At 32.5% G+C, this 25982-nt stretch carries 25 protein-coding genes and 1 riboswitch; of the genes, 6 read left to right on the forward strand and 19 right to left on the reverse strand.

Annotated elements, in window-relative coordinates:
• Positions 1-51: 51 nt before the first annotated feature.
• The 4 genes from AC37UB_RS03995 to AC37UB_RS04010 all read right to left on the reverse strand — a co-directional run bounded on the left by AC37UB_RS03995 (position 52) and on the right by AC37UB_RS04010 (position 3816).
• Entirely contained in the window at positions 52-1497 is a 1446-nt protein-coding gene (locus AC37UB_RS03995) for a hypothetical protein (RefSeq protein ID WP_241699193.1), read from the reverse strand.
• Positions 1494-2042 carry a sigma-70 family RNA polymerase sigma factor gene (locus AC37UB_RS04000; RefSeq protein ID WP_117973132.1) on the reverse strand — a complete coding sequence of 183 codons (549 nt, stop codon included), beginning with the start codon at positions 2040-2042 and terminating at the stop codon, positions 1494-1496. Before AC37UB_RS04000 ends, AC37UB_RS03995 begins: the two co-directional genes overlap by 4 nt.
• A gap of 102 nt (positions 2043-2144) precedes the next feature.
• Positions 2145-3230: a non-hydrolyzing UDP-N-acetylglucosamine 2-epimerase gene (gene wecB, locus AC37UB_RS04005; protein WP_490685378.1), complete on the reverse strand. Its 1086-nt coding sequence runs from the start codon at positions 3228-3230 to the stop codon at positions 2145-2147.
• Positions 3231-3258: 28 nt separating this feature from the next.
• Complete coding sequence (locus AC37UB_RS04010; protein ID WP_117973133.1) at positions 3259-3816, reverse strand: DUF3885 domain-containing protein; 558 nt, start codon at positions 3814-3816, stop codon at positions 3259-3261.
• A gap of 119 nt (positions 3817-3935) precedes the next feature.
• A riboswitch (guanidine-I (ykkC/yxkD leader) is annotated at positions 3936-4039 on the forward strand.
• A gap of 54 nt (positions 4040-4093) precedes the next feature.
• Between AC37UB_RS04010 and AC37UB_RS04015 the strand changes: the two genes are divergently transcribed.
• The 3 genes from AC37UB_RS04015 to AC37UB_RS04025 all read left to right on the forward strand — a co-directional run bounded on the left by AC37UB_RS04015 (position 4094) and on the right by AC37UB_RS04025 (position 6149).
• Positions 4094-4432, forward strand: a complete 339-nt coding sequence (locus AC37UB_RS04015; protein WP_117973134.1) for a DMT family transporter — start codon at positions 4094-4096, stop codon at positions 4430-4432.
• 1 nt (position 4433) lies between these two features.
• Positions 4434-4748 carry a DMT family transporter gene (locus tag AC37UB_RS04020; protein ID WP_242093695.1) on the forward strand — a complete coding sequence of 105 codons (315 nt, stop codon included), beginning with the start codon at positions 4434-4436 and terminating at the stop codon, positions 4746-4748.
• A gap of 357 nt (positions 4749-5105) precedes the next feature.
• On the forward strand, positions 5106-6149 hold the full coding sequence (locus AC37UB_RS04025) for a YncE family protein (protein ID WP_117973136.1): 1044 nt from the start codon (positions 5106-5108) through the stop codon (positions 6147-6149).
• Between the two features lie 50 nt (positions 6150-6199).
• Here AC37UB_RS04025 and AC37UB_RS04030 read toward each other — a convergent pair whose 3' ends face one another.
• The 7 genes from AC37UB_RS04030 to AC37UB_RS04060 form a co-directional block, all read right to left on the reverse strand.
• Positions 6200-7597 carry a hypothetical protein gene (locus AC37UB_RS04030; protein WP_117973137.1) on the reverse strand — a complete coding sequence of 466 codons (1398 nt, stop codon included), beginning with the start codon at positions 7595-7597 and terminating at the stop codon, positions 6200-6202.
• Positions 7584-8123: a sigma-70 family RNA polymerase sigma factor gene (locus AC37UB_RS04035; protein ID WP_117973138.1), complete on the reverse strand. Its 540-nt coding sequence runs from the start codon at positions 8121-8123 to the stop codon at positions 7584-7586. Before AC37UB_RS04035 ends, AC37UB_RS04030 begins: the two co-directional genes overlap by 14 nt.
• A gap of 124 nt (positions 8124-8247) precedes the next feature.
• On the reverse strand, positions 8248-9825 hold the full coding sequence (locus tag AC37UB_RS04040; protein ID WP_117973139.1) for a peptide chain release factor 3: 1578 nt from the start codon (positions 9823-9825) through the stop codon (positions 8248-8250).
• A gap of 364 nt (positions 9826-10189) precedes the next feature.
• A complete protein-coding gene (floT, locus tag AC37UB_RS04045) occupies positions 10190-11620 on the reverse strand; it encodes a flotillin lipid rafts scaffold protein FloT (protein ID WP_117973140.1) in 1431 nt (476 codons plus the stop codon).
• A 19-nt stretch (positions 11621-11639) separates the two neighbouring features.
• On the reverse strand, positions 11640-12158 hold the full coding sequence (locus AC37UB_RS04050; protein WP_490685356.1) for an NfeD family membrane protein: 519 nt from the start codon (positions 12156-12158) through the stop codon (positions 11640-11642).
• 141 nt (positions 12159-12299) lie between these two features.
• Entirely contained in the window at positions 12300-15050 is a 2751-nt protein-coding gene (locus AC37UB_RS04055) for an FtsX-like permease family protein (protein ID WP_490685357.1), read from the reverse strand.
• A 16-nt stretch (positions 15051-15066) separates the two neighbouring features.
• Positions 15067-15768 carry an ABC transporter ATP-binding protein gene (locus tag AC37UB_RS04060; protein ID WP_117973143.1) on the reverse strand — a complete coding sequence of 234 codons (702 nt, stop codon included), beginning with the start codon at positions 15766-15768 and terminating at the stop codon, positions 15067-15069.
• A gap of 139 nt (positions 15769-15907) precedes the next feature.
• Here AC37UB_RS04060 and AC37UB_RS04065 point away from each other — a divergent pair, with 139 nt between their 5' ends.
• Positions 15908-16582 (forward strand): DNA/RNA non-specific endonuclease, encoded by a 675-nt coding sequence (locus AC37UB_RS04065; protein WP_117973144.1) that lies wholly within the window; start codon positions 15908-15910, stop codon positions 16580-16582.
• 14 nt (positions 16583-16596) lie between these two features.
• The gene (locus AC37UB_RS04070) at positions 16597-16977 is read left to right on the forward strand and encodes a hypothetical protein (RefSeq protein WP_117973145.1); all 381 of its coding nucleotides are present in this window, start codon (positions 16597-16599) and stop codon (positions 16975-16977) included.
• Between the two features lie 629 nt (positions 16978-17606).
• On the opposite strand, the gene AC37UB_RS04075 is transcribed toward AC37UB_RS04070, so the two are convergent.
• Positions 17607-18698 carry a M24 family metallopeptidase gene (locus AC37UB_RS04075; RefSeq protein ID WP_241699197.1) on the reverse strand — a complete coding sequence of 364 codons (1092 nt, stop codon included), beginning with the start codon at positions 18696-18698 and terminating at the stop codon, positions 17607-17609.
• A 62-nt stretch (positions 18699-18760) separates the two neighbouring features.
• Positions 18761-19912 carry an N-acetylglucosamine-6-phosphate deacetylase gene (gene nagA / locus AC37UB_RS04080; RefSeq protein ID WP_241699198.1) on the reverse strand — a complete coding sequence of 384 codons (1152 nt, stop codon included), beginning with the start codon at positions 19910-19912 and terminating at the stop codon, positions 18761-18763.
• Between the two features lie 236 nt (positions 19913-20148).
• On the opposite strand from nagA, the gene AC37UB_RS04085 reads away from it, so the two are divergent.
• Positions 20149-20322 (forward strand): DUF2187 domain-containing protein, encoded by a 174-nt coding sequence (locus tag AC37UB_RS04085; RefSeq protein WP_117973148.1) that lies wholly within the window; start codon positions 20149-20151, stop codon positions 20320-20322.
• A 38-nt stretch (positions 20323-20360) separates the two neighbouring features.
• On the opposite strand, the gene AC37UB_RS04090 is transcribed toward AC37UB_RS04085, so the two are convergent.
• From AC37UB_RS04090 to AC37UB_RS04115, 6 genes are all read right to left on the reverse strand, one after another.
• Positions 20361-21578 carry a pyridoxal phosphate-dependent aminotransferase gene (locus tag AC37UB_RS04090; RefSeq protein ID WP_490685358.1) on the reverse strand — a complete coding sequence of 406 codons (1218 nt, stop codon included), beginning with the start codon at positions 21576-21578 and terminating at the stop codon, positions 20361-20363.
• A 90-nt stretch (positions 21579-21668) separates the two neighbouring features.
• Positions 21669-22364 carry an ABC transporter permease gene (locus AC37UB_RS04095; protein WP_117973150.1) on the reverse strand — a complete coding sequence of 232 codons (696 nt, stop codon included), beginning with the start codon at positions 22362-22364 and terminating at the stop codon, positions 21669-21671.
• Positions 22364-23293, reverse strand: coding sequence for an osmoprotectant ABC transporter substrate-binding protein (locus tag AC37UB_RS04100; RefSeq protein WP_117973151.1), 930 nt, complete (start codon positions 23291-23293; stop codon positions 22364-22366). The genes AC37UB_RS04095 and AC37UB_RS04100 overlap by 1 nt, the downstream gene beginning before the upstream one ends.
• Positions 23293-23928 (reverse strand): ABC transporter permease, encoded by a 636-nt coding sequence (locus tag AC37UB_RS04105; RefSeq protein WP_117973152.1) that lies wholly within the window; start codon positions 23926-23928, stop codon positions 23293-23295. The genes AC37UB_RS04100 and AC37UB_RS04105 overlap by 1 nt, the downstream gene beginning before the upstream one ends.
• Entirely contained in the window at positions 23928-25094 is a 1167-nt protein-coding gene (locus AC37UB_RS04110) for a betaine/proline/choline family ABC transporter ATP-binding protein (RefSeq protein ID WP_241699199.1), read from the reverse strand. Before AC37UB_RS04110 ends, AC37UB_RS04105 begins: the two co-directional genes overlap by 1 nt.
• A gap of 86 nt (positions 25095-25180) precedes the next feature.
• Positions 25181-25912: an acyl-[acyl-carrier-protein] thioesterase gene (locus AC37UB_RS04115; RefSeq protein ID WP_117973154.1), complete on the reverse strand. Its 732-nt coding sequence runs from the start codon at positions 25910-25912 to the stop codon at positions 25181-25183.
• Between the last annotated feature and the right edge of the window lie 70 nt (positions 25913-25982).

Raw genomic sequence — 25982 nt, forward strand, 5'->3', positions numbered from 1 at the left:
AAAACCATTCCTATGCTTTAATTGTCGTTTGCACAGGAATGGTTTTATTTTTTATTCTACTTTGAGTGTTTGTCCATTAATGATAACAGAGTCAATGTCACTTAATTCAGTGTAATCATATATCAAGGATACATGGCTTTCTCCGTTTTCAGTGTATATATTACCGTCACCATCTTTTGTTAAATCAATTATCTCCCCATCTTTTTTAACTAGTTTTACATCTAAATTCAATTCCTTCATTTTTTCTGGAGAAGAATCTTTTACATCAAAACTTAAAGATAAACCGGATAGATTTATATTAGATAATGCTAAGTTTTCTTTTTTAAGTATGATATCTTTTAATGCTTTTCTTTCTATTTCTTTTGGTTCTTTTAATTTTATTGCCCAATTACCCAAAACAACCGTTTGAGTTTTTGCAGATTCTACTTTTAAATCATAATTTTGTAACTCTGATTCTTTGATATCAAAAACAAATTCCTCATAATCACTTTTTCCTGTTTCGTTTTTATGTGTTTCATTATTATAAGCTGAATAAGAAGCAATGTATGGCCATAACTTATTACCATTTCTTTCTGTTTTTTTTTCACTAGAATTTTTAGGTTGAAAGTCTAAGTTTAAGAAATTGTACCCTTTTATATTGGGCCATTTCACCAAAATATGTAATAAGCCGTCTTTATAAGCCATATTTTCAATAAAATAATCTTCATCAGGAATTAATGGAATCGATAATCGTTTGTTCGGTAAGTATTCACTATACAACGCCTCATAGTTGACATTCAATTTCTCTAGAATTGAATCCTCAACACTTCCACCTCCTACTCCACTTTTTCCATCATATTTTTTCCATTTAACATTTGTCGCCAAATCTTTTTTCCAATCAACTGATACAATATTTTCCATTTCTTTGGTATGAGAACCAAAACCTGTTAGTATAAACCCAGTATCTTTATGTTCTTCCCATGCTACTGAACTGACTAATAACGTCGCTGTCTTTGTTTTTTTATCATAGTTAATCACTTGCGTGTTCCCACCATTTAACATGGACCAATCCTCAATAATGGTATCTTCAGACAATCTATCCCCAGTTAAATCTTGTAACTCCATTAAAACATAGGTAGTATTACCATCTTTGAATGTATTTTTAGCCGTTAGTTTTAATCCTCGATCTTCTACTGAATAATCAAGTTTTTCTGCATCTACTAATATCTTATCTGCTTCTGTACCAAAAGCTTTGGTATAAGTTACTTTTATCGTATCTAACTGCGTATACCCAACCATCAAACTAAGCACTGCCACTGCCCCAAGAATAGCCGCCCATTTTTTCTTTTTAGGTTTTAGTGGTTTGACTTTCTCTGCTTCTTTATTGATATCTTCAAATACTGATTGTTTTATTTTTTCTTTTGACTCATTAGGCATCTCTTGATTCATTTGCGCCAACAATTCATCTAATTGCTCATCTGTTAATTCTTCAAATGGTTCTTTTTGATATTTATTCATCCCAATTCTCCTCCTAATTCTTTAAACTGTTTTTGTAATTGTTTCTTACCTTGATACAATTTATTATCAATTAATTTTGAGTCATAACCTGTCTTTTCTTGAATGTCTTTTGGTTTCATTTCATAGAAATAACGTTTAATAATAATTTCTCTCATGGGTTCTTCAAGTGTCATAACCGCTTGATAAAAAGCTTGCCAATCCATGTTATTTTCTTCTTTTGTCAATGTCGCTGTGATACTATCATCGAGCTCTACAGTCACATCTTTGGCTACTTGTTTAAGCTTATTTAATGCCATACTTCGCGTCATCATGCATAGATACGTTTTTAGTGTGCCTTTGCTTGGATCAAACCCCTTTGGATTTTTCCATAGTCTAATAAACACATCACTGACTAACTCATCAATATCTTGAATCTCCATGCCTTGCTGATGATTTAAATATTTTGAACCAACTGCCCACAATAGCTTCGTGTATGTATCCATCAATTGACTCAATGCTTCTTCATCTTTATTAAGCAAGCTAGTCAAGTACTCTTCATCTGTCATATTATCCCTCCTCTATGATTCTCACTTACAGTACAATGATTTTTTCGAAATTCCTTAAATGCATAAAAAAAGTTCTAGAGAAATCTCTAAAACTTTTATTTGTTATAGTTTCTTCTTTAAAATAGTCGCAATTTGTTGTGAAGCTGTCCCATCACCATAGGGATTACTAGCAGTCGACATCTCAAGATACGTCGCTTCATTTGTTAGTAAGTTGTCTAGTGCTTCATAAATGATGTCTTCTTTTGTTCCAACTAGTTTTAATGTCCCTGCTTTTATTCCCTCAGGTCTTTCTGTTGTGTCACGCATGACTAACACAGGTTTACCAAGCGAAGGGGCTTCTTCTTGTATTCCACCACTATCGGTTATAATCAAATAACTTTTAGCAAGTAAGTTATGGAAATCTATCACATCCATGGGTGGAATTAATTTAACTCGATTCGTCTGACCGAATACTTCTTTGGCAAGTGTCTGAATGGAAGGATTCATATGAATCGGGTACACTACTTTAACGTCTTCATGTGTATCTACCACTCGTTTGACAGCTTGAAACATTTCTTTCATCGGTTTTCCTTGGTTTTCTCGTCTATGAGCTGTTAATACAATTAGTCGGCTATCTCCTACCCACTCTAATATCTCACTAGTGTATTCATTTTTAACCGTTGTTTTTAGCGCATCAATCGCTGTATTGCCTGTGACAAATACTGTGTCTTCTTTTTTTCCTTCATTAAGCAAGGTTTCTTTTACTTGATTAGTTGGCGCAAAATCAAGTGATGACATCAAACTAATTGACTGCCTGTTAAATTCTTCAGGAAATGGTGACGAAATATTATGCGTACGCAGGCCTGCTTCAACATGCCCTACTGGTATTTGAAGATAAAACGCAGCTAAAGCTGATGCATAAGACGTACTCGTATCACCATGAACCAGTACCATATCAGGTGTTTCTTTTATTAAAATAGGTTTGATTTTTTCTAAAATATTTGTCGTGACATCAAATAGATCTTGTTGTGATTTCATAATATCCAAGTCATATTTGGGTACTACATGAAACACACTCAATACTTGATCCAGCATTTCCCTATGTTGTCCTGTCACACAGACGACCGTTTCAAATTCATCCTGTTTTTCTAATTCGTTAACAAGTGGGCACATCTTTATGGCTTCTGGGCGTGTCCCAAATACTAACATTATTTTTTTCTTCAAAAGTGTCACCTCATTATTTAATTAGTTGCTTTATTTTCATTTTGTCGTCACTATAAATGATATATCCCCTATCATCATATATATGTATCATCGTATCAGTTGTCGGGCTAATGATATATATGTCAGGTGTTTTAAAAGAATTCTTTGTCTTAAACTGCGGTTGTCTATCTGGAAAATCTTGATTAATCAGACTAAGTATCAACTGCTTCCACTTTATATTGGAGTAAGTTGTTTCAATTTGCAATCGCAGATAAGTATCTATATCATCATTAAGATAATCAAATGTTTGTTCAGATAAGGTGATTTCTCTTATATTTTTCACTATTTTATGGAGAATTTTATCTGTTTTATTTTTGTTATGTAGCGGATATTTATTTATTAAAAGAATTACCTTATCATCTTTAAAAAATAAATCAGTTAAGATACTTTTTAATGTTGTATATGTAAGAAAAAACATCTCCTCATTATATGAGCTATCCTCTAAAAATTGATACATATTAGGATGCAAATCCACTGCTTCTTGATAAGAAAATAATATCTCTAGCCGATCAGTTTGTAAAAAATCTTTCATACTCTCATACCTTTTTAATCCATATTACCATGAATGAAGAAAACAAACGATACATTCTATTACTTTAACCTGAGTTGACGAGTGATTCATAGTTTGATAAAATGACAACCAATTACATACACTAAGTTTTCTAGGGTTCCGTAATATCGCTGTATTAGTCTGGTCCAAGAGAAAACTCATAGAGAATTTATCTATGTCACGGAAGGACAAAAGCCTGGGAGATACTGTTTTTTTACAGTGTCTTTCAGGCTTTTTTATTTTAAAAGGAGGAATATCAATGAACAAAGAATGGACGAAAGTTATCTTAGCAGCAATACTAGAAGTTTTTTGGGTGATTGGTTTGACGCACTCAAACAACTTATTCCAATGGACACTCACTATTTTTCTTATTGTTGCCAGTAATTACTTAATGGTTTCAGCCACAAGTAAGCTACCAACTGGAACGGTCTATGCTGTATTTGTAGGTCTTGGTACAGTTGGAATTGTGCTATCAGATGCCTTATTTTTTGGTGCGACACTTACTTTATTAAAACTGATACTCATTTTATTACTTATTAGTGGTGTTATTGGTTTAAAACTATTAACACCAGAAAACAATACAAAGGAGAAAAAATAACATGGACTGGATTATTTTGATTGTAGCAGGTTTATTTGAAATGTTTGGGGTCACAATGATCAATCGTTTGTCTGTACAGCGCATATTCTCTACTGGATTACTTATTATTTTAGGATTTGGTGTGAGTTTAATATTACTTAGTATCGCATTGAAGACGATTCCTATGGGTACTGGATACGCCATTTGGACTGGTATTGGTGTTGTTGGTGGGTCGGTGATTGGTATGCTGTTTTTTGGCGAATCAAAAGATTGGAAACGTCTATTGTGTATCTTTATTATTCTATTATCAGCAATCGGATTAAAATTGATTGGATAAGATAAATAAAATACGATCGAAAAATGATGGATCGACCATTTTTCAATCGTACAATTTATTGCCTTAGATAAGGTTTTAACCGCTATGAGTATCTGCCAAACACAAGTCGATAATAGAAAATAATACGCCCTTTAGCACTTAAATAATAGATGGTTAATGTATTATGATTGTGATTCATGAACAAGATGTTGCAGAAACATGCGATGCTATCTACGAATTTAAAAATAAATAATTTGGATTAGTAAAATAAAAGGATTGATAATCAATTCAGTCCTTTTTATTTATCTATAAAATACATTGTGTTTCAAATACCTATCCATTATGCTAAGGATATCATATAAAAAAGGACGATATTTAATGAACAAACTATCCTTAACTATCCTAACGATTTCATTATTTTTTATTAGTGCTTGCCAATCTTCTAAAGAATCAGAACAAAAAGGTGTCGCTAGACAAGCCGAAGAGCTAAAAGAAAACTATACCGATTTTTATAACTTAAGTTATTTCCCTAATATACCAAATGGTGATACCTATCCAGTACCTGGACTCAAGGAAACGATTGTTCCATTACTTGATAAACCTGGTAAAAAAAGTGTCAGTCAATCTATGGATCCACAAGGTGTAACGATTGCAGAGGATTATTTATTAATTTCATCTTATAGTCATGATGATACTCACCACTCTGTTGTCTATGTCCTAGATAAAAACACTCACAAATACATTAAAACCATTATTTTAAAAGGACATCCTCATGTAGGAGGTATTACCTATGATCCTATTGCAAAAAATATTTGGGTATGTTCTTCAACAGATTCTAATAAAGCTGAACTCGTGGCTTTTTCAATGGATAAATTAAAAGCATACAACATGGAAGAACATTATGAACCCATTGTCTATGACCAAGAAATCACATTAGATGGTATTAAACGGTCATCTTACGTCACTTATCATGATAAAGCCCTTTATGTTGGTTATTTCTCAATTGATCATAAAGCCATTTTAGAAAAATATTTATTTAATGGAAAAGGTGTATTTGATACAACATTAAAAGGAAAAAAAGAACTGATAGATGATGATACAACTCTTTCTCCTGAAGAAAAATTACATGTTGGAACACAAATTCAGGGTATTACTTTTTATAAAAATTATATGCTTTTATCACGTTCTTACGGGGATAAAAACTCGAAAATACTTGTCTACGAATTAGATGACAATGATTTATTCCTTGAAAAAGATGCCATAAAAATGATATTAGCACCACCCTACTTAGAACAAATTTCCGTATCAGGTAACAAACTCTACACTATTTTTGAATCTGGTACGCAACGTTTCAGAGATAAAAAAGGGTTGACTGTTGTGAATTATGTCGTGCCATTGGATATGGAGAAAATATTAGAATGAATAGTATAGTCTCCTCAAAGAATCCAAAATCGTTTGAGGAGACTTTTTATTTATTGTCTAATATCTATCCATTCTAATCCCTTTGCGTTTAATTTTTCAATATCACCATAATACAAAACTGGTAAAAACATCTTACTAATTTGTGTATCATCAACAAAATAACCAAATTTTATTTCCCTTTTTTCTCCAGGTTTAATATCTGGCATTTTATAAAAACTTTTTCCTTCACCATGGCTATCTAAATAATCTACTTCTCCAGAATACGGAGTAAAATCAACTTCTTCTTTAGTAGCACTCAACCCTTTTTTACTATCTTCTAAAAGATAAAGTCTATTTTGAAAATATAAGTCTTTAATGGTTTTTTTACTTTTATTTTCTATCGTAGCTGTCAAATAAACAAATTTAGTTTTTACTTTTCTTTCTCCTACTACTTCATCAAGTGTTTGTATACCATCTCCTTTTTTGATTATTTTTTGATTAAATGGTAATAATTCACCATCATTTGCTATTAACTGTTTGTCTTTAAGCTGTTCATATGAATTACTATTAAAATTATTTTTATCTAATAATTTTATATTATCCATAACGGTGGCACTTTTAACGGTAAATAAAACCTCTTGCATGTCATAAACTTTAGTATTTACTGCATCACCTATCTTATGGATATTAGAACTATTTTTAGATAAATAGTAATTTTTTTCTGGTTGTTTACCTTTGAATAAGTCTTTACTTAAAATACCATAATGAGTAGCATCCTTTTCATTGGTTTCTTCTAAAGATACTTTTTCTAACATTTTTTTCCATTCTGATTCCTTAACATCATTTGAAATATAGGCTTGTAAAACATAACCTTCCTTCTCAAAAAATAGATAAACAATCTTATCAAATTGAATATCTCCGGAATTCATCATATTTTTTTTAATGACAATACTAGGATGATTATTAAGTGTTAATTCTTCATAGTCTTTTGTGTAAAGTTCTTTAAAGTCTTCTTTTCCAGATAATTGCCATAAAACGAAACTTATTCCTCCACTGTTTATGTTGTTCTTATAACTAAACTTATTAGAGTCGTTATCTTCTACCATATCTCTTGGAATATAGTCGAATTTCAATTTATAAAAATGATCATGATTATATTTTTTTCTATCTGATAAAGAAATATTTAATTCATAATTATTTTTATTTACTATCCATTGATAAATTTCTTTTGAGGCATAAATAGTCGTTGGAATCAAAACTATTGATATAATGGCTATCATCAACACACGTTTTAATCCAAATTTGGTTTTTGATTTTTTTGTTGACACCTTTTTTAAAAAATTTTGTTTATTTAATTGATAGGTTGAAGAAAAATGATGTATCTCTTGTTCTTTATCAAACTCTTCTTCAGCTAATCTATTTGCTATTTCTTCTATTGTTTTCCTTTCAAATTTTTCATTCTTTCCCATATTTCTTCCCTCCAATCACATTTTTCACCATACTTATAGCTCTCTCAAATTGTTTTCGTATAGTTGCTTCTTTTGAATCCATTATTTTTGCTATCTCTTTATTTGATAATCCATAGTAAACTCTATACAAAAAGACATGAAGATATGGTTCTTTTAATTGCTTACTAATATCTAATATTTCCTGTTCAGATATCATTTTATCCACATAATCATTCACATTATTATCTTCTTCATGTTTATCCTTTTTAGTTTTATAATTTTCAAGATATTTTATCTGAGTATTGTTTTTACGATACAAATCAATCGATTTATTCTTTGTTATTTTGATAATAAATTTTTTTAAATGTAGATCATCAAATTTTTTTATACTTTCCAAATCTGAATATAATTGTTCAAAAACTTCTTGAGTAATATCTTCTGCTTGCTCTTTATTATTCAATACTGATAAAGCTTGATAAAATATTTTCTGTTCATAAATCTCATATAAATATTCAAAAAATTCTTTATCTGATTTGTGATTTTTCATGATAAACTCCTCTCATAGCTACCTTCATAATATATAACGTTTCAAGAAACTAATATGTGACACTTTTTAACATACAAAAAGAGATTTTTCCTAAATTACAGGAAAAATCTCTAATAAATCATTTTTACAACAATGTTTTCAATTCTACTTCTGGATACTTATCTGCAAACCAACGCATCGCGAATTGGTTTTCAAATAAGAATAATGGTTGGTCAAATCGATCTTTTGCTAAGATATTTCGACTTGAACTCATTTTTTCATCTAACTGAGATGGGTCAATCCAACGAGCAATTTTTGTTCCCATTGGTTCCATGATTAACTCAGTATTGTACTCATTCAACATACGATGTTTGAATACCTCAAACTGCAACTGTCCAACAGCTCCAATAATATAATCCTCAGTTAAATAAGTTTTATATAATTGAATAGCTCCTTCTTGTACTAGTTGATAAAGTCCTTTGTGGAACGATTTTTGTTTCATCACGTTTTTCGCCGTAACTTTCATAAATAACTCTGGCGTAAATTGTGGTAAATCTTCAAATTCAATCTTATCTTTACCAGTGAACAAAGTGTCCCCAATTTGATAGGTTCCTGTATCATATAGCCCGATAATATCACCAGCCACTGCTTCTTCTACGATTTCACGAGAATCAGCCATAAACTGGGTTGAGTTATTTAATTTTATTTTTTTCGATTCGCGAGCTAACTTAACTTCCATGCCTTTTTCAAAACTTCCTGAACAGATACGAACAAATGCAATTCTATCTCTATGAGCTGGGTTCATATTTGCTTGAATTTTAAAGACAAATCCAGAAAAGTCTTTGTCATAAGGACTAACTTCGCCACCATCTTTTGTTTCATGCTCACTCGGTTTTGGTGCAAATTGTAAAAATGTTTCTAAAAATGTTTCCACACCAAAGTTTGTCAAAGCAGAACCAAAGAATACTGGGGTTAATTCACCTTTAGCAATTTTTTCTTCTGAAAATTCATTTCCAGCTTCAAGTAACAACTCAACTTCTTCCATTACTTGTGAAAAAATAGATTGTTGTTTTAATGGGTGATCCATTTCTAATTCTCTTTCGTCATTTAGAGGTAAAAACCTTTCACCATCAAATCGATCAGGACGATGAATTTCGATACGATTATTGTAAATATCATATAACCCTTCAAATCCTTTTCCCATACCGATTGGCCAGTTCATTGGATAAGAATCAATTTCTAACACTTCTTCTAATTCTTCTAGTAAATCAAGTGGCTCACGACCATCTCTATCTAGTTTGTTAATGAATGTAAAAATAGGAATACCACGCATACGACATACTTGGAAAAGTTTTTTCGTTTGTGCTTCAATCCCTTTAGCACTATCAATGACCATGACAGCACTATCGACTGCCATCAATGTACGATAAGTATCTTCCGAGAAATCCTCATGTCCTGGTGTATCTAAAATATTCACGCGTTTGCCTTGAAAATCAAATTGCATCACGGAACTTGTTACCGAAATCCCACGTTGTTTTTCAATATCCATCCAGTCTGATTTTGCATAGTTTCCCGTTTTTTTACCTTTTACAGTTCCCGCATTTCTAATTGCACCACCAAACAATAGTAACTGTTCCGTAATTGTTGTTTTACCAGCATCCGGATGCGAAATAATAGCAAATGTTCTTCTTCTATCGACTTCTTTTTGTTGATCAAATCCCATATATAGACTCCTCTTAATTTTCTATGTATTTATATTACTAATTTAGTAGAAATTCACGCTCTAGTATAACATAAAATCTCAAACAATAGATTTTATTTCATAAAATTTTAAAAAGGCAAAAGAAAATACCCTTGTCTCAGAGCGAAGACAAACTAATTACTCATTAAGCGTATCGGGTTATCTTTTTTATATTAAGACATGCAACAGTTATCCAATTTTTCATGTGCATTTTTCTTTATCTATTCCAACATTAACAGTCACGCCTTTTCTCTATTTTACCAAAAAAAGACAAAGCATCGAAATTTATCAATACTTTGTCTACCGTCAGAATGCCCTTAGTAAAATACCTACAGGTGTTCTTTCTTTATTCACTTTTTTTTGCAACAAATGATTCTAACATATCCTTAACATTTAACCCTGTTGTTTCTTTTAGTGTTTCTTGAGTAGAAGCTAAAAGGTTCGTAGCATAATTTGTGACACGATTCGCTCCACTATTGTCTCCACCTTGACCAGTATCTACAACAGAAATTTTCTCGATATTTCCTAATGGTTGTGCTGCTTGTTTCACTAATTCAGGTAAGATTTCAATAATCATACTCATAACAGCCGCTTCCCCGTATTGTTTAAAGGCTTCGGCAATTTGTTCTTTCGCTTTGGCTTCGGCTTCACCAATCGCTAGAATAGCATCCGCTTCAGCTTGCCCTTCCATTCTAAGTTGAGTAGCATTTGCTTTAGCCATTGCTTCCACTTTAAATTGTTGTGCTTCGGCTTCAGCTACTTCAGTTGCTTTTTCTGCTAAGGCTTCTTGTTCTTTAGCATAGCGATCTGCGTCCGCTTTTTTCTTCACTTCAGAATCATATTGTCGTTCACGACGTTGAATTTCTTTTTCTTCTAATTCAATCTGTTTTTGACGCTCAATAACTTTAACTTCCATCTCTTGTTCGATAACGTGTTGTTGTGCTTTGGCACTTTCTAAATTATAGGCTTGATCGGCTTTGGCTTTAGCAATATCTTGTTCTTGCTTATAAGCAGCTAATTTTAATTCTTTTTCTTTCGTTGCTTCAGCAATTTCTGTCTGACGTTGTAATTCTGCTTCTTGAGATTCTTTTTCCGCTTGTGCTTTTTTAATACGTGTTTCTTTGCTTGCTTCAGCTTCAGCAATTTCAGCATCACGTTTTACTTGAGCAATACGAGGTTTTCCTAATGAATCAAGGTAACCATTTTTATCTCGTACTTCTTTAATAGTAAACGACACAATCACAAGTCCCATTTTAGCTAAATCTACACTGGCTACTTCTTGCACACTTTGAGAGAACTTATCTCGGTTTTGATAAATTTCTTCTACTGTCATTGAACCTAATATCGAACGTAAATGTCCTTCTAACACTTCTCTGGCTTCATTTTCTAATTCTTCACGTGTTTTTCCTAAAAATTGTTCCGCTGCAGTTGCGATTTCTTCAACTGATGAGCCAATTTTAATAATGGATGTCCCATCAGCCATAACTGGTACACCTTGTTCAGTATAAACATCTGGTGTTGATACATCTAATTTACTTGATAAAAGACTTAAACGATTGCTTCGTTGAAACACTGGTAAAACAAATGCTCCACCACCACGTACAATTTTGACACGATTTCCTTCATTGTCAGCATGGACATTTTTATTTCCTAAATAGCTCCCACTAATAATCAATGCCTCATCTGGTTTAGCTGTTTGATATTTTGAAACAAATACAATCAATAGCATGATTAGTATAAACACCACAAGCCCAATCGCAATAATCCCTAAATTCATTTACATTTCTCCTTTTATTTTAAAAATTTTCAACATATGGCACCACATAGCATACTCTTTCCCTAATTTCGATAATAAGAACTTCTTCACCCTTATTAATTGGTGTTTCCTGTTCCTTATAAAATGCCGCAGGACGACTCATCGTACCTGTAACATTGCTAATGGTAATCTCTCCCATTCCCTTAACAGGTATTGGCGTAATGACAGTTGCCACTCTTCCTTCTAATGTTTTTTCTGACACAGATAGGGTTGATTCAGAATTTTTTAGAGGAATTAATATGTAAAAGTTTAATAAAAATACAATAACTGATGATAGTAGAATGGCGATAATTAATACCCAGCCACTACCTAATGATAATAGCGTTTCCCCTAGATAGCCAAAAAGCGAAACAAATGCAATCCAAGGTACAATTAATACTGGATCAATTGGCCCATCAAACTGTAAGATGTCACCAACTAAAAATAAAACAACAGATAAAATAGTACAAAATATTAAAATATAAAAGTACACTTGTTCAATTGATTGTATTCCAAACATCTCTCCCACTCTCCTTCCCACCTTATTATTATTAGTTTACCAATATTTCAATCAAAACAACAGAAAAATCGTATATTTTCCAACCGATATTCGAAAATGGTATAAAAAAGACAAAGGACTTTCCTCCTTTGTCTAAAAAGATTATTCAGTTGATTTTAGTGCTTCAATCATATCCACATGTTTTAATTTTCGATGCATAATTAACATGACAATAAATGAAAATAGAATCGTTAGTAATGCTGAATACACATAACTAATTGGATGAACGGTTGTTGGAAACATCATCATATCAATTTCTGCTGTTTTAAGAACATAACCATGTAAAAGGACCCCTAATACAAATCCTAGTAAAATCCCTAAAACGGTTAAGATATTATTTTCTCTATACACATACATGGTCACTTCTCTATCGTAAAATCCTAATACTTTAATAGTAGATAATTCACGTATACGTTCAGATATATTAATATTGGTTAGATTATACAACACGACAAACGCAAGTAACGCTGCTGAAATAATTAATACCCATACTACGATATTTAAACTAGACATCGTATCATCCATCGTTTTACCTATTTGACTGGTAAAGGAGACATTTGCAGCGTAATTACTTTTCATTAATTTATCAGCTAAATTATCTTCTTGTTTGTCACTTAATGACTTATCAAATTTCAGCAATTCCACATTATATTCAGGCTGTTTATTAAACGTTTTTTCAAAATAACTTGGTGTCATGTACACAAAATGCATGGCATAGTTTTCAACAACCTCTTGAACTTTTACCGTCATATCTTTATTGTCTGTATCTCTGATAGTTAATTCATCTCCAGATTTTACATCAAAGAAGTTTGCTAACTTTTCATTGATAATGACTCCATCATTAGATAACGTGTATGTGTCACCAGATTTTCGGTTATTGAATGTAATAAATTCTGCTAACCTCTTCTCTTGCTGCGGAACATCCACTGTCACTTCTCGACTTATGTATCCTTTTTTGACAACGGTCATATTGTGTTGAGATAGAGTCAAACTTGTTTTAATCTGACTATCATCTGCTTTTATTTTCTCATAATTTTCTTTTTCTTGAGTCGTACTATCTTCATTAATGGTTACTGTCGCATCATAATGCCATATTTTATTAAACTGAAGATTAACAATATCACCGATTGAATCTTTCAATCCAAATCCAGTTAAAATCATTGCTGTACAGCCTGCTATCCCTAAGACTGTCATCAACATACGTTGTTTATAACGAAATAGATTTCTAGCTGTTACTTTTTGATTAAAACTAAATTTAGACCATAACCAAGATATTCTTTCTAATAAAATACGTTTACCTGGTTTAGGTGCTTTGGGTCTCATCAATGTAGCTGGAGTACTCAATAAATCAACTCTTAATACAAGAAGTGATGCTAATAACGTACAAAGTAAAGCTACTATAATTGATTGAATGGTGTAACTTGGATAATGAGTAATAATCACAGATGGCAAATTATACATACTACCATATGCATCAAAAATGACAGTTGGAAATAAATAATAACCTATTGCCAGTCCAATTAAACTTCCAATAATACTGGCTGTTGTAGAGTAAACAATATATTTTTGTGAAATTTCCCAATTTGTATAACCTAAGGCTTTTAGTGTTCCTATCTCTCCACGCTTTTCATCCACCATACGTGTCATAGTTGTTAAAGAAATAAGAGCAGCTATCATAAAGAAAAATACTGGAAATACTGTGGCGATGGAAGAAATCCGATCAGCATTATCTTGAAATTCTGCATAAGAAGGATTATCTTCTCTTGAAAAATAATGATAAGTTGGTGCTTTTAAGTCATCAATGGTTTGTTGATTTTTTGCTAATTCTTCTTTTGACTCTACTAATTTTTGTTCTTCTTGTTCTATTTTTTTCTTTTCTTCATTTAATGTATTACTAGCTTCTTCTAGTGTTTTTTCCTGTACTTCATCTACAGGTAATCCTTGCTGTTTTGCTGTTTCGATTAACTGTTTATTATCATTTAATTCTTTTTCTTTTTCAGCTAATTGTTTTTTTCCATTTGTTAATTGTGTCTCGCCATCAGTTATCTGTGTTTTAGCTTTAGCTAATGACTCATTTGCTTCTTTTTTCATTGCTTCTAGTTGTTCTGATGGGCGATTTTTCAAAGTATTTTTTAAATTTTTGACATCTGTATCATAGTAGTTATTATAAGCTTTACTATAACTTGCTGTCTTTTCAGTATTAACATATTTAATATACGCTTCTGTGTAAACGGGTAACGTAAATACCTCTTCTTTTATATAACCAAAATAATCAATGGTTCCTTTACCAACTGTTGTATAGCCTCTGGAAACTTTATCTATATACATAGGACTATTCACAAATCCAACAACTTTAAAACTAGTTTGTGAGACACTTTTGCTATCATCTAACTGAATTGTTAACGTATCACCGATTTTATAAAATTGATTGTCTTGTACTTGAGTATCAAGTGCCATTTCATTATCTTTTTCTGGTAATTTTCCTTTTACAAGGACTGGTTTGTTAAGTTCATTTTTTCTAGATTCATAGGACATTAATTTTAAGACATGATTATTTTCTTTTGTAAGAACATCTAAACTATATGACGGTTCAACTGTTTGGACAGTCTTGTCTTCCTTGATTAATTCAATGTCTTTGTCTTCTAATCCTGTTGTTGACACAAGTTTTGTATCCATTAATTTATAGTCTTTATAATAATTATCTGCTGTATTTAACATGTCAGGGCCTGTTGCTTTAATACCTGCGTAAAATCCAACACCTAACATAATAATTAATAGGATTGAGATAAATCTCGCCTTAGATTGATACATTTCTCGAAAAGTAGATGTCCATAATGCTTTTTTCTTTTTCATTTAGCTGAACCTCCCTTTACCATTCTAACTCGCTGGCTTTTACTGGATGGTCATTTTTTTCAATACTTCTTACTTTTGCATCATTGATTCTAATAACGCGATCGGCCATTTTTGCAATTTCTGAATTGTGTGTAATCACAATCACAGTTGTACCATATTTTCGGCAAGTTTCTTCCAAAATAGCCAATATATGCTTACCTGTTTCAAAATCCAAAGCTCCAGTAGGTTCATCACATAACAATAATTTAGGATTTTTAGCTAGTGCTCTAGCAATGGCTACACGTTGCTGTTCACCTCCAGATAATTGAGCAGGAAAATTATCTTTACGATGATCCAATTGAACCATCTCAATCACACTATCGACATCTAATGCCTTTGGTGAGACTTGTGATGCTAACTCAACATTTTCTTTAGCCGTTAAGTTAGGTACCAAATTATAAAATTGAAAAACAAATCCTACATCTACACGACGATACTTTGTCAATTCCTTTGCATTGAATGTTGCAATATCTGTTTCATCCACAATAACTTGACCTTCATTACAACTATCCATACCACCTAAAATATTTAAAACAGTTGATTTTCCTGCGCCACTTGGTCCTAGTATTACAACAAACTCACCTTTCTCAATTGAAAAATTAATATCATTATTCGCAACAATGATACTATCTCCCATTTTATAACGTTTATACACATTCTTTAATTCCACATAACTCATCTAATCCCTCCTTTTTTCTCACTTATTATTGTAACAAAAGATGGATTATTTAAACATTCATAACATAAAAAAACAGAACGCTTTTTCTTTTTATGGTAATATCATATAATGACAAGCAACTACAAAAAAGGAGTACAACATGACTAAGAAAAACAAGAATAAAAAATCATCACCTATTCAATATATCATTGGGTTAGTGATTTGTATTATATTGGTAGTAGCAGGTGTAAAATCACCTGAAACATTAATGGCGTTTTTACCATTTGAGCAAAATCATTCTGTCACAAAAAATGAACACACTAATAGCTCAATTCAAAAGGATAATCCAGGTCCAGTTGAACATGGTAAAGCAAAGTTTACAGCAGAAGAATTGAGAAATAGTTCAAAAGGATGGATAGAATATGGCAAATTAGATAAACTTGGTAGACCAACTACTGCCAATGCCCTTATTAAACCCAATATGGTCAATACAGGCACATCTGCTAACCAAAGTATTCGTCCTCCTGGTTTTATTTCTGGTTTAGAACCTCATAACCATTCGCGTGGCCATTTGATTGGAAGACAACTTGGCGGAACGGGCGACAAGTTAGAAAACTTGGTCACGCTATATCAAAATCCAGTTAACACTCCCTTCATGACAAAATATGAAAATATGGTTCGAAAAGCTGCTGATGATGGGGAAACAATTCGATATCGAGTGAAGCCGGTGTATAATGGAAAAGAACCTATGCCTATTGCAGTCGATATAGAAGGTAAAGGTTTAAGTAAACAATCAAACATTGATTTTTATGTCACAATTGAAAACAAACAATAATGGAGTTGAGGTTAATGGAGACGTTTAAACAACTAGCACTAATGACAACAAATACTTCACCTGCACATTTTTTAACTCTCATTAAAGAAAAAAATCTGCAAGAGATGACAGACTATTTTATTTTTAACAATGACAAAAATAGCCAACAATTTTATCAAGCATTGGACTTTTTAGCAGATGATGGGATTTGGACAAAAGAAGACTTAACAGACTACACCTTTATTGCACAAACCATTGACAATGATTATATTGTCGCAACAGATGAACAAACACTAGTTATCCCTTATTCTTGCTATCAATCTGATAGTGAATCATTTGATGTATCTGTCTTCACCTTTTTTTCACTTGTTGAGGATAATGAACTACACTCAAAAATCATCGCCAAAATAGACTAGAGGATAGGTTCCTGCTAGTCTATTTTTTACATTAAAAATACTATATGTTAACAATATCACTCTATACTTTCATTTACTAAATTTTCCGTTTACAGTGACATACTCAACAAAATAAATCATAACATAAATTAAAGTAAAAAAAGACAGTCGTTTAATTGATGTGTTTTTAAATCTTTTAATAACCCCAAACCAAAAAGTGAATGACCAAAAACCAACAATACAATGATACTAATATGATGGTATTGTAAATACCCCATATAAATCATGAAATGCTAAACACTATTAAGAAACAAAAAAATTTTTATTAAAAATGATATAACGCGTTTCAATTGAGGTATGCTATTATATATTTTTTGCTTTTTTTCCACCCTGTTCTCCCTGATACAATCCTTTTATGACTATATACTTATCCTTCATAACAATCTTACTTAAAGTTTTTCAAAAAAACGATACTCACTTTTTTATATTATATTAAATAAACGGAAAAATAATGACATTAGAAAAACTAATGAAACTAATAACATGTTTATGTCTTAAAAAATGTATCGTTATCTAATCAATTCACCTAATCATCATAATAAAAACTATGAACTGAAGCTTATTCCTCCAATTCATAGTTTTAATCACATTTAATCTATTACAATTAATTCTTTTGGATACTCATTTAAAATCTGACAGCCATCTTTTGTTACGACAACTAAATCTTCAATTCGAACACCAACTTCTCCAGAAATATAAATACCGGGTTCAATTGAGAAAATCATTCCTTCTTCAACTATATCTGTATTACTTGCTGATACATCTCCAGCCTCATGTACCTCTGTGCCGATAAAATGTCCTGTCCTATGAGTAAAGTACTCTCCATATCCTTTTGAGTCAATATAATCTCTTGCCGCTGCGTCAATATCACATAAACGAACGCCAGGTTTAACTGTTTCAATTGCTCGCTTATTTGCTTCGAGTACCGTTTCGTATACATCACGGCTTTTATCAGATACCTCTTTATAAAAAACAGTTCGCGTCATATCAGAACAATACCCATTTTTCACACCACCGATATCTAAAATAATACTATCACCAGGTTTTACCTTTGAATCGTCATTCATATGATGCGGATCAGCTCCATTAGCACCATAAGCGACAATTGGTTCGAATGAGAAGCCATCATTACCTAATTTATGATAAATTTTTTCTAATCGTTCCGTCATGTTTAATTCAGTTAATTCTTCTGGGATTAAACCGATTAATTGATTCATCGCCAAATCATTATCATGAGAGGCTTCTAACATTTTTTCTATTTCTTCTTCAGTTTTAACTGCTCTCACTTTATCAATGACATTGGAACTTAACGTATATTGACTAATAGGTGCATCTAATTCTTTCATAATATCTAATAAAAAATGGGCTGCCCAATTTTTTTCAACTGCTATTGGTTTGTTACGATCTAGTTCTTTAGCTAATGTTAAAACACCCATTCCTTTATCAGTATCATCAACAAAAATAATTGGCATTCCTAATGATTCTTCAGAAACAGGAAACAATCGATTTATCACAGCTACGTGGTGGCCATCTTCTTTAATAATTAAAGCAACTAAACGTTCTCCCGGATCAATGGATTGTCCTGTCAAGTAGGCAATTGATGCCTGATCCGATACGATTAATTGAGGTAACTGTTGTCGTTTCATCTCTTGTAATACACGGTTCATTCGTTCTTTATTCATTAAACTTCGTCTCCTTTTTCTTGAATAAAAAAACGGTAGAAAACTCTACCGTTTCACTTATTTTATTGTACTTCATAACGGCATTCACCGTCTAGGTAAGTTGCTTCTAAATTTAATGATTTGTCTAGAACAATAAAGTCAGCCGCACGACCTGGCTTAATCATGCCACATACGTCATCTATTTTACAACTAATGGCGGGAACATAACTTGCCATCATAATGGCTTCAGCAGGTGTCGCAATCCCCCACTCTACCACGTTTTTAACAGCTTCTTTTAATTTCAAAATACTACCGGCTAGATTTCCCTCTTGCATTCTGGCAGTGCCATCTTTAACCGTTACTTTAAATTCACCCAACATATATTCTCCATCAGGCATCCCCCCAGCCATCATACAATCAGTAATTAGTGCCACATGATCTCGACCAGTTGAATCCATTAAAATTTCAGCAGCTGTAGGATGAACATGATGACCATCACAAATTAATTCTGAAAAAACATGTTCCAAACTAAGTGCTGCTCCTACCATTCCTGGCTCTCGGTGATTTAAACCACGCATCCCATTATAAGTATGAACAAAGACACTTGCACCTGACTCAACTACTTCTTTCGCTTGAGCAAGTGTGGCATTACTGTGACCAAGAGACACAACAACTCCTTCATTTGTCACTTGTTGAACAAATTCTTTTACGCCTTCTCTTTCAGGAGCCAATGCTATTTTTTTAATCATGCCACCAGAAGCGTCTTGCCATTCATGAAATACTTCAATACTTGGGTCTGAAAAGTAACCAGGATTTTGAGCTCCTTTATGTTCTTCCGTGAAAAACGGACCTTCAAAATAAATCCCTTGGATTTTAGCTCCATTGACTTGATTTTTTACTTTACCAATTGTTGTCGCCACTTCTTTCAGTCTCTTGTGATCAGACGTCAATGTTGTGGGTAAAAAAGAAGTCACTCCACATGATAAAAGGGCTTCTGACATGACTTTTAATCCGTCAGCATCGTTATCCATGACATCATGGTTCTTAAAACCATGAATATGAGTATCTACCAGTCCTGGTGCTACCCATTTGCCAGATAAATCAATTAATTCATCATACTCATTAGGTATCTCATGTGTAACGTTTCCAAAAATATCGTCATTTATTTCCAAATAGCCCGGTCCAACTTCTCCACTTGCCAAAAAAAATTTATCAGCGTAAATTACTTTTTTCATTGCTAACACTTCTTTCTTTTCTTGTATATCTTAAAATTATCATTATTTAATTCATTAGTCAATAATTGGTCTAGATATTTCATAAACGCTTCGTTTGTTAATGTACTGTATATTTTTTTATGAATAATAGAAGAAAAATAAAAGGGTTTTTATTCCACATTTAGAAAGTTTAATGTTATAATACAGAAATATTATTACTATGCTTTTTATTTTTGGATGATATGGGAGAGATTAGTATGGATACTAAAGAAAAAGTGTTCTTTAAATGGCAAGGTGGACGCTATGAAGGCATCATTGAAAAAGAATATGAGAATTCTGTTTTAATTGAAGTCAATAATCCCGATGATGAATTAAAAGATAAATATTTAAGTCGAATCGTCGTGAGTAAAAAAGAGATTAAAAAGAAATAATGATTAAAAAAGTAGTTAGCCTGTTAGGCTAGCTACTTTTATTTCTGTCTATATGTAGATAAAAATGTTTCTAAACTTAATGTGGCTTTTTTTAGTTCTTCCATTTCCGGTAAATAAACAATTCTAAAATGATCTGGAGTAGACATATTAAATCCTTTTCCATGAACCAATAAAATTTGGTGTTCATGTAAAAAATCTAACACAAATTTTTCATCATCTCGGATATTAAATTTCTCTATATCTAGTTTTGGAAAAATGTAAAAGGCTGCTTGTGGTTTTTTCACTGTTACACCAGGAATCGCATTTAAAGCATTGGTTATGTATTCACGTTGCTCATAAATTCGTCCACCTGGTAAAAGTAATTCATCCACACTTTGATGCCCACCTAAAGCTGTTTGGATAATTTGCTGCGACAATACGTTTGAACATAATCGCATAGAAGCTAACATATTAATTCCTTCAATGTAACCTTTAACGTGTTTCTTTTCTCCACTAATAACCATCCAACCACAACGAAATCCTGCTACACGATGAGATTTGGATAACCCATTAAACGTTACCACGCATAAATCAGGGGCTAAACTAGCAATTGATACATGTTCCAAACCATCCATTACTAATCGATCGTAAATTTCATCTGAATATATAATTAGTTCATGCTCTCTTGCAATCTTCACAATTTCCAATAATAACTCTTTTGAATATAAAGCACCTGTTGGATTATTGGGGTTAATCAACACAATCCCTTTAGTTTTTGATGTGATTTTACTTTTAATATCATCAATATCAGGATACCAATCCGCCTCCTCATCACACACATAATGAACCGCACGACCACCTGATAGTGTAATCGCTGCTGTCCATAAAGGATAATCTGGCATAGGAACAAGTACTTCATCATCATTATCAATTAGTGCCTGCATAGATAATGTAATTAATTCGCTAACACCATTTCCAGTATAGATGTCATTAATCGTAACATTTGGCATTTTCTTTAATTGGCAGTATTGCTGAATCGCTTTTCGCGCCGAAAAAATTCCTTTTGAATCTGAATAACCTTCAGATTCTCTAGCATTCGTTATTAAATCATGAATAATTTCATCAGGGGCTTTAAAGCCAAACGCAGCAGGGTTTCCAGTATTTAATTTTAATACATCAACCCCTCTAGCTGTCATTCTATCTGCCTCTTCTAATACAGGACCTCTTACATCATAGCTAACATAATCTAATTTGGATGATTTTTTAAATTGTCTCACTAACTTTCCCCCTAATAAAAAACTCGCTTCATTTTTTTCTAAATTACACCTATAAACAATGAAAGACAAGTTAATTTTTCTTTAAATTATTTATGGTGTGTCTTTTCCTTCTACTGCCGTTGACGCACCAACTAGTTTTCCAGCTGGATCCAGTCGTTTTTCCACCAATCCTAGTACCCAATCTGTTACAATCGCCATCAGTGCAGTGGGTAATGCTCCAACTAAAATAATAGCCGTTCCATCAGTCGCGTTTGTTCCACGGATAATAATATCTCCTAACCCACCAGCTCCAACAAATGATCCAATTGCTGTAATGCCTATTGCTACGACAAGGGCATTTCTAATTCCTGCCATCAGAACAGAAATAGACAATGGCAATTCAATCATCCATAAACGTTGGAAAGACGTCATTCCCATTCCTTTTCCTGCATCAAGTATGTCTTTATCGACTTGTGTCATACCTGTATAAGTATTAGAAATAATTGGTAAGAGAGAATATAAAAATACCGTAATAATAACCGTATTCACCCCTAAACCAAAGGCAAGCATTAATAGAGATACCATTGCCAGCGATGGAACAGTTTGAATAACATTGGCAGCTCCAATCACCCAATCTACTAAATGCTTCTTTTTTGCAATAAAAATTCCAATAGGAATTCCCACAATAGCTGCAAAAAATACCCCGTAGATTGAAATAAGAAAATGTCTAACAAATTGGGAGAGGACATAGCCACTATTGTTTTGTAAATAATAAAAGAACTGTTGCATTATATTCATATCTTGCATTATTTTTCCCCCTCAAAAAAGTTATTTTCTCTTAAGAATTTTTTGGCGACTGTTTCGGGTTCTAATAGATTATTATCTGCTTCGTAATTAAGTCGTTGCATGGTTTTTGTATCTATTTTCCCAGACAATTTAAGTAATGCTTCTTTTAATTTTAGATTTTTATTCATCACATCATTATCAATCACAATACTACCATCATAAGGTGGGAAAAATCTCAAATCATCTTCTAACACAACTAAATCATAACTTGCAATACGTCCATCTGTTGAATACCCTAAAACAACATCCATTTTTCCAGCAGCAACCGCATCATATACAAGACCTATTTGCATAGGATAAACCTTTTTAAAATCGACGTCATATGTGTCTGAGAATGCTTGATACCCATCTCCATCACGTTTCATCCAAGATGTATCAACACCAGCTGTTAGTTGATCGGCAACATTTTTCAAATCACTAATTTTTTTCAAATTATATTTTTCAGCTGTTTCCTTTGATACCATAAAAGCATAAGTATTAGCGAATCCATAAGAAGGTAACCATGTTTGATGATATCGCTTGTTAAATTCTTCTGAAACAATATCAAACGCTTTTTCTGGATCTTTTTCAGCAGGTAAATTTAGTGTCCCACTTAAGTCCGTCCCTGTATAACGACCAGCAGAAATATCAATATCTCCATTAACCATTGCATTGTGTGCTACTGTACTTGTTCCCAAATTATTGATAAGAACGACTTTATCATCTGTATAATGTTCAATCATCCCTTTAACTAAATTGGCTAATATCTGATTTTCCGTTGTGGCCAAAGATCCGACACGAATGGTTTGAGTATCTCCTTTTCCACCACCTAATCCAGGTAATTCGCAACCTGTTAAAAAGAGAAGCCCTATCATTAAAATGAATAATAATTTGTTTTGTTTTGTTCTCATTAACTATTAGCCTCCTTCATTTTAGGAGATAGTCTTTTTTCTAATAGTCCTAACAAAAAATCACTTATTAAAGCTAGTAGCACCACTGGAATAGTTCCTCCAATAATTAATTCTGGTTTGTATAGGTTCAATCCACTAAAAATTAAATCACCTAAACCACCACCACCAATATACGAGGCTAAAGTTGCCCAAGCAATAACGTAAACCGTTCCTAAACGAATACCACGCATAATTGTAGGCAAGGCAAGTGGAACTTCTACCAAACGAATTTGTTCATAGTCGGTCATACCCATTCCTTTAGCTGCATCTACCATATTAGGATCTACTCCTTTAATACCCAAATATGTATTTCTTAAAATAGGTAGAAGCGAATAGATGAACAACGCGACAACTGCGGTCATTTTCCCGACCCCAAAAAAAGGTATAAACATTGTTAATAAAGCTAAAGAAGGAATAGTTTGTAATACACTAGCAAGTCCAATGATAATGTTTGCTAATTTATTTGTGCGAGTCAATGCAATGCCTAAAGGTACCGCTACAATCACACCAAGTAGTAAAGCGATGACTGAAATATATATATGTTCAAATGTTTTGACAACTAATTCATTTCCATTTTCCAATAAGAAGGTATTCATTATACTTCCTCCTTCTCTACTGGTGTTTCATCTTCAGATGATGAATCCTCTTCTCCCCAAATCGTATCATAAACCATGTCTACAAGAGATGAACGAGTTAAAATTCCGACTAGTTTTTTATTGTCATCAACTACTGGCACATATTTCAAACCACGTTTTAAGATACGTTGAATGGCATCTCTTAAAAGGGCTGTTTGTTTTATATAGAATACATCAAGTTCCATGATGTCCCCAACACTTGTCGAGTACCCACGCTTATCATTAATAGACTCAACATCAATAAAGCCTTTTAAGACATTATTTCCATCGACAACAAGTAACGTATCCACTCGTTTTTCACGCATTAAACGAATCGCTTGAGACAATGATTTTTCTGGTGTAATCGAAATAGCACGTTTCATCATGACTTCACCTACTGTAATAAAATCTTGCTGACTATGCATCAAACGTTCTTCTCCGATTAATTCGCGGACAAAATCATTCGCTGGATTACGTAAAATATTTTCAGGCGTGTCACATTGAACCACTTTTCCATGACTCATGACTACAATTTTCGTTGCTAATTTTAGTGCTTCATCCATATCATGTGTAACAAATACAATCGTTTTCCCCATTTTTTCTTGCAATTCTTTAACAAAATCTTGTAATGAATCGCGAGTAATAGGATCTAATGCTCCAAAAGGCTCATCCATCAAAATAATATTTTGATCAGCAGCCAACGCACGAATCACACCGATACGTTGTTGTTGTCCACCAGATAATTCATTTGGATAGCGATCAAGCATTTCTTTAGGAAGCTCAACTAGCTTAATCAATCTTTCTGCTATTTCATTGCGTTCTTCTTCAGGCCATTTTAGTAATTTCGGTACCAATGTAATATTTTCTCGAATTGTCATATGAGGTAATAAACCAATATTTTGGATGACATATCCAATACTACGTCTTAAATCAACAGGATTTTCTTTTGTGATATCTTTTCCATCAATTAAAATCTTTCCTGATGTTGGTTCAATCATACGATTAACCATACGCATTGCAGTTGTTTTACCGCTACCACTTGTTCCGATAAAACAAATAAATTCACCATCCCCAAATGATAAATTTATGTCAGATACTGCCTTTTTATTTCCTTTATAAATTTTCGATACATTTTGAAATTCAATCAAAATTTTGCAACTCCTTTTTATTTAGTTTATTTAAGTGTGAACGATTTTAACTCAATATGCAAATTTCATTTATCCTGATCATAAAACTATCGTATTTCCCACTTTATCAAACCATCTGCACATATATCTGTACCAGATTTTATTTGATGAAGTGTTTTATTATCATCTATTTCCTCAATATAGCTATCCACTGTTTCCCCATAGCGAATTTCTTTATTAAATTTAATGATCACTCGACTTGGAACATGACTAATCAAAAAATCATAAGACATACTATCCATCATCCAAGCAGGATAGGTGGCATTATTAACATGATGATTATCATCAATGTCCCAAAAACTCACACCAAACGAGCGATTGATCGATTCTGATTGTAATGTTGGAATTTTTTCTCCACGTTTTATTCGTTTTGTTTTCTCAGATTGAAAAGGTAAAATAACTTCATCTGGAACGGCATGAACTTTTCTGGTGGTATTATCCATTAGTGCGAAGGTTGACTCCATAAAAGCCAATTCATTGTTTTTTTTATCATGTAACCAAAATTTTCGATAACAAAAATATTTATTATAACTTTCAGCTTGAGTCGTTATAAAAACATCATCTCCAGAAACTGGTAAAGAATGTATGGTTAAATCATGTTCAGTAATAATCCAATTGATATTAAAACTTTGAAGTAACGTCTCATTAACACCTAAAGAATCACTTTGATTAGCAGAAGTTCGTATCATCATCTTTATCAGTGTTGGAACTTTTAATAACCCTTCAGCATCACAATCATAATAAGGAATTGTGTACTTTTCAGTAAACGTATTTGTCATATTATCAACCTCTCATATGTTTTTAATCAATTATATCATAAAAATAGTGTTTATCTTATCATGGCGATTA

It is taken from the genome of Vagococcus changpingensis (assembly GCF_058211775.1).